This is a genomic window from Spirosoma daeguense (genome assembly GCF_054776875.1).
The window spans coordinates 62,051-71,319 of record NZ_BAAHBF010000012.1; the positions used below are offsets into that span (position 1 = coordinate 62,051).

Annotated in this window: 6 protein-coding genes and 1 tRNA gene; 3 read left to right on the plus strand and 4 right to left on the minus strand. The window is 44.9% G+C overall.

Going from position 1 to position 9,269, the window contains the following annotated elements:
• Positions 1-149 precede the first annotated feature (149 nt).
• Together ACYVD4_RS31070 and ruvB are read left to right on the plus strand one after the other, a co-directional pair.
• Positions 150-3,842 carry a PKD domain-containing protein gene (locus tag ACYVD4_RS31070; protein ID WP_460952248.1) on the plus strand — a complete coding sequence of 1,231 codons (3,693 nt, stop codon included), beginning with the start codon at positions 150-152 and terminating at the stop codon, positions 3,840-3,842.
• A gap of 100 nt (positions 3,843-3,942) precedes the next feature.
• Positions 3,943-4,971 (plus strand): Holliday junction branch migration DNA helicase RuvB, encoded by a 1,029-nt coding sequence (ruvB, locus tag ACYVD4_RS31075; protein ID WP_460952250.1) that lies wholly within the window; start codon positions 3,943-3,945, stop codon positions 4,969-4,971.
• A gap of 58 nt (positions 4,972-5,029) precedes the next feature.
• On the opposite strand, the gene ACYVD4_RS31080 is transcribed toward ruvB, so the two are convergent.
• The 4 genes from ACYVD4_RS31080 to era all read right to left on the minus strand — a co-directional run bounded on the left by ACYVD4_RS31080 (position 5,030) and on the right by era (position 8,838).
• A complete protein-coding gene (locus ACYVD4_RS31080) occupies positions 5,030-5,320 on the minus strand; it encodes an ArsR/SmtB family transcription factor (protein WP_460952251.1) in 291 nt (96 codons plus the stop codon).
• Between the two features lie 224 nt (positions 5,321-5,544).
• The gene (locus ACYVD4_RS31085) at positions 5,545-6,450 is read right to left on the minus strand and encodes a DMT family transporter (RefSeq protein WP_460952252.1); all 906 of its coding nucleotides are present in this window, start codon (positions 6,448-6,450) and stop codon (positions 5,545-5,547) included.
• A 64-nt stretch (positions 6,451-6,514) separates the two neighbouring features.
• Positions 6,515-7,822, minus strand: coding sequence for a ribosome biogenesis GTPase Der (der, locus tag ACYVD4_RS31090; protein WP_460952254.1), 1,308 nt, complete (start codon positions 7,820-7,822; stop codon positions 6,515-6,517).
• 95 nt (positions 7,823-7,917) lie between these two features.
• On the minus strand, positions 7,918-8,838 hold the full coding sequence (era, locus tag ACYVD4_RS31095) for a GTPase Era (protein ID WP_460952255.1): 921 nt from the start codon (positions 8,836-8,838) through the stop codon (positions 7,918-7,920).
• Positions 8,839-8,983: 145 nt separating this feature from the next.
• Here era and ACYVD4_RS31100 point away from each other — a divergent pair.
• A tRNA-Met gene (locus tag ACYVD4_RS31100) sits at positions 8,984-9,056 on the plus strand.
• Positions 9,057-9,269 lie beyond the last annotated feature (213 nt).

The following is a 9,269-nucleotide window of genomic DNA, read 5'->3' on the forward strand; positions in this document are numbered from 1 at the left end:
CTATAAAATTAAGTGCTTTTTAGGGGTATTATGGGCTATTGAGCGATAAAATTTTAACGAAACACTTTCGTTTATACTAACGTAATGCCCCCGCTGTTGTTATGCTGAGAGGATGAAATTGCGAGGGTGGCCTTATTCAACGTTTGTTCATGTCAACTTTTAGTAAGCATATTCGGATATTTGGACTCTTCGGCCTGCTCTTTCTGCTGGCAGGGATGCGTGTGGCTTGGGCACAGACAAGTCTAAGTTTTAATGTTAGCGGAAAGGCCTGTGTACCAGACCAAGAGTGTAGAGCCGATTCGCTTACCTTCAAAGATAGCGTTCTAACAGGCGTAACACAGCGCGTTTGGGATTTCGGAGATGGCACAAGTGTTACAAAACAGCGGGATTCAGTAGCTCGACACGTTTATCAGCAGGCAGGTGCATACACAGTTAGGTTGACTCGCACAATTAATGGTACTACACAAACTACTCAAAAAGTAGTTAATGTAGGCAACCGCCCTCAACCATTTGTAAACTGGCGAACCGATACAACAATCTGTAAAAACGAAGTTCCACTTACGCTAGACCCCTATGCGGGAGGTCCTCCTCAGTCTGGCCTTCGCTTTATCTGGTATCCAAAAGGCGATACGACACAAACCATACAGGTAGACAGCTCTGGCTGTTACTCGGTTGAAGTAATTAATTCGGTTGGCTGTTCATATCAAGACCGGGTAAATGTCGACATATGTGGACAGCAAAAAGAATCACAAGGTGTAAAATGGTATTTCGGACAGAACGCAGGGCTTGATTTTAGCGGTGGCGGAACACCTCAGCCAATTACGGATGGCAAGCTAAGTACCATTGAAGGATCATCTTCAATTGCGGATTCGCAAGGCAAATTACTGTTTTATTCCGACGGGATTACCATTTACGATAAGGAAGGTAATCCAATGAAATCGCTGGTGCCGGGCGATACAACAACGACACAAATACCTTTAGGCGGAAATAAAAACTCTACACAATCGGCCTTAATTGTACCCAAGCCAACCTGCCGGGGTTGCGAATATCTTTACTACGTATATACTACATCGGAAATTCGTGGACAAAAAACTCTGACCTATAGCATTGTCGATATGCGGCAGGATGGCGGTAAAGGCGCTATTGTTGAAAAGAATATTCCGATTTCAAGCAGCAGTACTGAGCAGTCGGCATCTGTAAAAAACGAACGAGATTCAACATTCTGGGTTATTACGCGTAAGTATGGTACCAATCAGTTTGAAGTTCGTCATTTAACTCGTAACGAAAATACTGACCCGATCACATATCCCCTACCCGGCCAATCCGGCGGGCAGGTTATAGATTCGCTGGCGAATGCCGAAGGGTATATCAAAATCGGCCCAGCTGACACCAGTAGTGCCAATCAGGCGAGTCGACCAATGGCAGTGGTTATTCCCGGCCCACCCCAAAATAAGGTTGAGCTTTACACCTTCAATGACTCAACGGGTGTACTAACCTACAATCGAACGATTGACATTGGCCCCGCCCCGCCCAAAGCCTATGGAGTTGAATTTTCGCCCGATGGTCAAAATCTTTTCGTAACAATGCTGGCCGATACTAATTCAGATGGTAGCCAGAAAGGTGCCTCATACATTTTAAAATACGACCTTAGTCAGCCCGACTCCTTGCTGTCCCGATCAAAGACGGTGGTCGATAGTAGTACAACGCGACAATATGGATCAGCTCAGATTGGGCCCGATGGCCGTATATACGTAGCGATTCAGGGCAGTACGTCATTAGGAACTATTGAAAACCCTAACGGAGGTTTGCTCGATAGCCTGATTTTTAATCCAAACGGGCAAAGCTTAGGCGGGCAACGTAGCCAGTTGGGTCTTCCGAACCTGGTTGCAAACTTCAACGACCAGTCCAGTGGGCCGGGCCTCACATATGGCGATACGTGTGTGAATGCGCCAACGGTTTTTCAGATAAGCCCTAATTGTCCCAAACTGAAAGAAGCTTATACACTTGATTTTGGGGATGGAACACGCCCTTATTCAACCACAGCTACTGACCCAGTCAACCATCCTTATGCCCGACCTGGAACGTATTTTGTAAGCCTACGTATTGTTACCCAAAGTAGTACTGGAAATTTCTGTCTGGATACGCTTATCCGCGATACGCTCACAATCGTTGAAACGCCACCGGATATTAATCTTGGAGCCGATACGGCCATTTGTAATAAAAAGGGAATCACACTTGATCTGAAAGTTCAGGCGAAGGTCTACGTCTGGCTTGTTAATGGCGCTATAGCCAGCAGGCAAAAGACTATAAAATTAGAGCGCCCCGGTTATTACTATGTTATAGGTCTGGCTGCCAATGGTGAGTGTTTCAAAAGCGACACGATTGAGGTTCAGATTAAGCCTCCGCCAACGCTTGACCTTGGCCCTGATACGGTTTTCTGTTATCGGTCGTCAGTTGAGCTACGTGTGCCACAACAACAGTACGTTCAATTTCAATGGAGCAATGGCGGTAATACGCGTAACATTACCGTTTCGGCTCCGGGAGTCTATACCGTTACAGCGCAGACGAACCAGTTGGATGGAACAACCTGCGAAAACTCCGATACGATTCGGGTAAGCGAGTTGCCCAAAATACGCCTTGCTGCTACGTTGACACAACCTCTCGGCTGTACATCGACCGATGGAGCAATTGTGCTAACTCCCACGCCCGCTGGAAATTACCGTTACGACTGGAAGAACGCAGATGGCACTTCTATTGCCGACACAACCAGTCAACAAACCACACTGCCCGAAGGTGTTTATGACATAAAAGTAACAGAAGTACTTCATGCCTGCGAGCTTGATACGTCGTTCACGCTGAAATCGCCAGCCAATACGTTGGCTATTTCCCCCCTGGTCAGAGATGCGTTATGTAGTACCCCTAACAGCGGTACGATTAGTCTGAACGTAACGGGCGGAACAGCCGCGATCTACCAATGGCGCGACCAAAGCCGAAATACGATTGCTACAACGCCCGTTTTCGACCGGGCTGCTCCGGGTCTATATTTTGTTCAGATAACGGATACCAACGGCTGTAAAGCGCAGAAAGACAGTATCCAGGTTGGTTTAGACAGTACAGGTTTAGCCCGACTTGGGCCCGATACGCTTAAATGCATTGGCATAGCTGTTGTGCTGGCTCCGCTCTCTGGTGATTCGCCCGGAAATACGTACCAGTGGAGCACGGGTGCTACGTCGCCAAGTATATCTGTTGCACAACCGGGTTCGTATAGTGTTATCGTTCGCAATACACAGACAGGTTGTATAGGACGAAGTAGTGTTCGTGTAAACGATCGTCCTGCGCCAAATTTCTCCTATACGCAGCAGGCATCATTGTGTGAAGGCGATCAAGGAACAACCAGGTTATCGGCCAGTGGCGGATCAGGACTGAGATTCTTATGGCTTACACAAAACGATACAACCAGAACGGTAACGGTTAATCGGTCGGGACAATACGTAGTGCAGGTTACAGATCCGCTAGGATGCACGGCTACAGGCGTAGCCCGTGTCTTGAATCTTTGCGAGCCAAGAGTGAATCTACCGGATGCGTTTACGCCGAATAACGATGGCATTAACGACGTACTGGAAATATTCACTGCCTACATTATCGATTACGAATTCAGGATTTACAATCGTTGGGGCGAAGTGATTTTTGTGAGCAATAATCCAGAGCAAAAATGGGACGGTACGTATAAAGGTTCGGCCTATCCGTCGATGCTCTATCCGTATATTGTTCAGTACAGAAGCGAGTCATTTCCTGAACGCGGAACGATCACAAAACGTGGCTCGGTATTGCTGCTTCGATAACGGAAATCTCCTGTTTTTTTCGTATATTTGACATAAATGGTTCGGCCCAGAATAGGCTTTTTTTGAGCCAAAACGGGCCGAATCTGTCTTGATCAAAACCATGCGAAACGACATTCTGAAAGGTTCTGCCGAGGGAATGACCGCCACCGATAAAGAGATAGAACGGGCACTCCGACCGCTCTCATTCGAAGACTTTACGGGTCAGGCAAAAGTGCTCGATAATCTGGAAGTGTTTGTGCGTGCAGCCATGCAACGGGGCGATGCGCTCGACCACGTATTACTTCATGGGCCTCCGGGCTTAGGCAAAACAACCCTGTCGCACATTATTGCCAATGAGCTGAATGCCAATATCAAAATGACCTCCGGGCCAGTGTTGGACAAACCAAGTGATCTGGCAGGTCTGCTAACGAATCTTCAACCGAACGACGTACTGTTTATCGACGAAATTCACCGTCTGAATCCAATCGTCGAAGAATATCTCTATTCGGCTATGGAGGATTATAAAATTGATATCATGCTCGATTCGGGCCCGAACGCCCGAACAGTGCAGATAAAGCTAAATCCGTTTACGCTGATTGGTGCTACAACACGTGCGGGAATGCTTACCTCTCCGCTACGTGCCCGTTTTGGTATTAGCTGCCGACTGGAGTATTACGATGCGCAATTGTTGACCAGTATTGTGCAACGCTCGTCTGCTATTCTGGCTATGCCTATCGATGAAAAGGGTGCCTATGAAATAGCCCGTCGTAGCCGTGGTACACCACGTATCGCCAATAACCTGCTACGTCGTACCCGCGACTTTGCTCAGGTAAAAGGTAATGGCTATATCAATGTTGAGATTGCAGAAATTGCGCTAAGGGCACTTGATGTTGACCAAAACGGTCTCGATGATATGGATAATCGAATTCTGATGACGATTATCGACAAATTCAAAGGAGGTCCTGTCGGGCTTACTACTATTGCCACAGCTTGTGGCGAAGAAGCCGAAACGATTGAAGAGGTATATGAGCCGTTTCTGATTCAGGAAGGTTTTCTGAAACGCACATCACGCGGCCGTGAGGCCACCGAAAAAGCCTATAAGCACTTGGGTATTGTGCCCAATTTCCGTACGGGCGACTTATTTGGTTAAGCATGGAGCGAACTTCCCGAAAGAGCAGTTCTTTCGGGAAGTTTTAGAAAAGTAGAGTCTAATTCAATAGCTTGCTTTTATAGATACAATCAATTATTTCGGCCACAGCAGTATCCACAAGAAAGTAGTAAATATTTTTACCACTACGCCGAATATCCAGAATTCCTTTATCACGCATATTTATAAGATGGTGAGAAATTAGCGACTGTTCAGCATTCAGGTTCTTGTAAATAGTCGATACGTTCAATTCCTTATTTTCATTCAGCATCTGAATAATTTTGATGCGTAGCGGATGTGCCACAGCCTTGAGCACATATGCCGCCTTGTCAATGCGTTTTTCGTCGTCCATAATTGTTAGTAGTGACAGTTTGGATAATTGGTAGGTCGCAGGAAATTTACTTAAAAAAAATGATACATCTTATCATCTAAAACAGTAATCTTTATAAGACTTTACTGTATGGCAACTTCGCTAATCTTATTATAAGATGAGCATTTATACATAAGTATAAGTGTCGCACTTTCAGGTATTTACAAAAAAAATAATTTCAAAAAATTAGATTAAATCTAAGCTATTTATTTGCCACGCCAGCCAATCAAAAATACACCCGTCAGCACAAATAATGTACCAATAATTTGCTCAAAACTAATTGTTTCCTGCAGGATATACGTAGACAGAATTATGGTAAAAATCGGTCCAATACTGGCAATAATAGAAGCATTTCCTGAGCCAATTCGTTTGATGCCTTCTGCAATCATAAATGTAGGAATTACTGTCACAAAAATAGCCATACCTATACTTAGTAGATAAACGGGAGTGGGAAAACCGTTGATTTGCAAGCCGTTATGAACAAAACAATGCACTACAGTCGGTATTGTAGCAGCAATCATCGCATAGCATGTAAACTGCCTCGTCCCAATTTTAGCAATCATACGATCGCTCCCAACCAAATAAATGGCATATACAACACCACTCAGAACTACCCAGAATACCCCAAGCATGACGTCTTTCTGAGCGGATGTTTCGATATTTCCCCGAAAAGCAATAACGATACCCGTATACGTTAGAATCAAGGCTATTACTTGCAGCAGCGTAATACGTCGCCCAAACCCAACGGCGTTCATCAGAAGCACAAACGTTGGATAAACGAACAATACGATTCGTTCGAGGCTGGCGGTAATGTATACTAATCCCAGAAAATTAAAGAAACTGGCAAAATAATACCCCGTAATACCCAACAAGGCCAAAACTCCCCACTGACGGAAACTTAACGCAGGTACAGGTTGGCCTTTTCTGATTCCAGACAGAATAACACCAAGATAGAACGGAAGCGAAAATAGCATCCGTAACGTCAACAGAGTAATGGAATCGATGGGGTACTGATAGGCCAGCTTTATGAGTATTCCTTTGGTTGCAAAACAAAAAGCTGCTAGAAAAACCAGGAAAGCACCGAGCCAGTAATTCGAACGAATAGCATTCATTGGCTTACTATTTCGGTCTTTAGTTTTTTGGAAAAACTAAAGACCGAAATAAAATACGTAGCAGTTATTTCTGCCGGAAAAACAACGTAATAGGAACGCCGGTGAAATCGAAATGCTCACGGATTCTGTTTTCGAGGAATCGCTCATAAGACTCCTGAATATATTGGGGCAGATTGCAGAAAAATACGAACGTCGGCGATGGTGTAGGTAACTGCAACATATATTTTATCTTGATATGTTTCCCTTTGACAGACGGTGGCGGATACTTTTCTATCTCAGGCTGCATGGCTTCGTTGAGTTTCGACGTAGCAATTTTATGGCTCTTGTGCTCGTAAACTTCCATCGCTTTTTCCATTACCTGAAAAATGCGCTGCTTTTCGTGTACCGAAGCAAAAATAATGGGCAGATAATCAATTGGCATCATCCGTTGAATCATTTCCTTACGTAACACATCAGCCGTGCGATGGTCTTTCTCAACAGCATCCCACTTGTTTACCATAATCACTACGCCCTTTTTGGCTTTCACGGCCTGCCCAATAATGGTCATATCCTGAGCCTCCAATCCCCGCGTAGCATCGAGCATAACAATACAAACGTCCGACTCTTCCATCGCTTTTATGGAACGTAGCGTTGAGTAAAACTCAATGTTATCGTTAATTCGAGCCTTACGTCGAATTCCGGCCGTATCGGTCAGGATAAAATCTTTACCATAAGCCCGATAACGGGTATCGATAGCATCACGGGTGGTGCCGGCAATATCGGTTACGATGCTACGTTCCTGCCCGGTTAATACGTTCAAAAACGACGATTTCCCTACGTTTGGACGCCCCAGAATAGCAATTCTTGGAATACCTTCGTTCGGATTTTCGACGCCCGGCGTTTGAAAATGCTTGATTAATTCATCCAGTAAATCGCCTGTTCCTGAGCCCGTCATCGACGAAATTGGATAAGGATCGCCAAGGCCCAGTGCATAAAATTCGGAGGCTCCATGCATCCGCTCTGATGTTTCGGCTTTATTGGCCACCACATATACGGGCTTCTTTGAGCGACGTAGTACGTTGGCGAAATCTTCATCAAGTCCGGTTATACCAGTCTGGGTATCAACCACAAACAACAATGCTGTCGATTCCTGAATAGCAATCTCTACCTGCTCCCGAATTGATTCCTCGAAAACATCTTCAGAGCCCACTACGTATCCACCTGTATCGATAACGGTGAAATAATAACTACCCCATTCTGCCGTACCGTAATGCCGGTCGCGGGTAACACCACTTTGGTTATCCATAATGGCCTGCCGCTGTTCGGTTAACCGGTTAAACAGCGTGGATTTACCCACATTGGGGCGGCCAACAATTGCAACAATATTTGCCATTTTTATAAAGGAGTGAAGAGTGAGAAGCCAGGAGTGAGAAGCCATTCGGCAATGTGGTCTGGGTATTCTCAATACTCGCTACTCATTCCTAATACTTATTCGTCGTACCCTAACCGTTTGAGCATGCGTTCTTTCTGACGCCAGTCGGGTTCTACTTTGACGAATTGTTCCAGAAATACTTTTTTACCGAAAAACCGCTCAAGTTCTTCACGGGCCATAATTCCCGTTTTTTTAATCATTTTGCCTCCTTCCCCAAGCAGAATAGCCCGCTGCGTAGCACGTTCTACCAGAATTTCAGCCTGAACAACAATGATATCTTCCTTCTCCTTAAAACCCGTTACAACTACTTCACTGCTATAAGGAACCTCTTTCTTATAATTCAGGAAAATCTTCTCCCGAATTATCTCGGAAGCAAAAAACCGTTCGGGTTTATCGGTGAGTTCGTCTTTAGGGAAATACGGCGGGTGTTGTGGTAACAGTTGAAAAATAGCATCGAATACCTGATCGACATTGAAGTTATTTAAAGCGGAAATGGGTATGATTTGCTGCGCTTTAAAATTGGTCTGCCAATACGCGATTTTTTCGATCACCTGATCCTGCGTAGCCTGATCAACTTTATTGATCAATAACAAAACAGGTACTTCTGATTTCTGAAGACGTTCAATGACGTCATTCTCATCGTGTTGCTCAAAGATATCGGTCACAAACAACACGACGTCGGCATCTTCGATGGAGCCTCTAACAAAGCTCATCATCGACTCATGCAACTTATACTGTGGCTTGATGATACCCGGCGTATCGGAGTAAACGAGCTGAAATTCCTGACCATCATGAGTACCATTCAGGATACCCATTATGCGGTGACGTGTAGTCTGGGCTTTAGACGTAATGATGGACAGTCTTTCGCCGACGAGCTGATTCATGAGCGTTGACTTGCCTACATTCGGCTTACCAACGATGCCGACAAACCCGGCCTTATGATTGGCGGGGAAATTTTCAATAATATCTGTATTCATCTTTAGGTGATCCCGCTAACTGATTTCCAGCGGCTTTGGTAAAGAACCCCTTGTTTGCAAAAAACGTTTCCGAGTATTCACAAACTTTTTTTTACAAAGGTAGTTGTTTATATCAAATATACTCGTACCTTTGCAATCCAAACATCGCGGGATGGAGCAGTTGGTAGCTCGTTGGGCTCATAACCCAAAGGTCGCTGGTTCGAGTCCAGCTCCCGCTACTACTAAAAGGGTTCATTGAATTTCAATGAACCCTTTTTATTTTACCCGTATCTGAATTTGTGTCTGCTAGAGCTCACTACGTACTGTTCTTTTAGAATCTTCCCGAATTAATCGTTTTTGAGGGTTTAGATTAAAAGGGATCAATTCATAAAGTTGTGGAGGGCGTTGTATTTTTCTAGGTTTGTGGGATTAATCAACCTCAGTGGTTTTGG

Bases quoted from the DNA above. Each gene is read 5' to 3' on its own strand.
- ruvB (WP_460952250.1), top strand. From the start codon at position 3,943: ATGCGAAACGACATTCTGAAAGGTTCTGCCGAGGGAATGACCGCCACC.
- era (WP_460952255.1), bottom strand. From the start codon at position 8,838: ATGAATACAGATATTATTGAAAATTTCCCCGCCAATCATAAGGCCGGG.
- ACYVD4_RS31085 (WP_460952252.1), bottom strand. From the start codon at position 6,450: ATGAATGCTATTCGTTCGAATTACTGGCTCGGTGCTTTCCTGGTTTTT.
- ACYVD4_RS31080 (WP_460952251.1), bottom strand. From the start codon at position 5,320: ATGGACGACGAAAAACGCATTGACAAGGCGGCATATGTGCTCAAGGCT.
- der (WP_460952254.1), bottom strand. From the start codon at position 7,822: ATGGCAAATATTGTTGCAATTGTTGGCCGCCCCAATGTGGGTAAATCC.
- ACYVD4_RS31070 (WP_460952248.1), top strand. From the start codon at position 150: ATGTCAACTTTTAGTAAGCATATTCGGATATTTGGACTCTTCGGCCTG.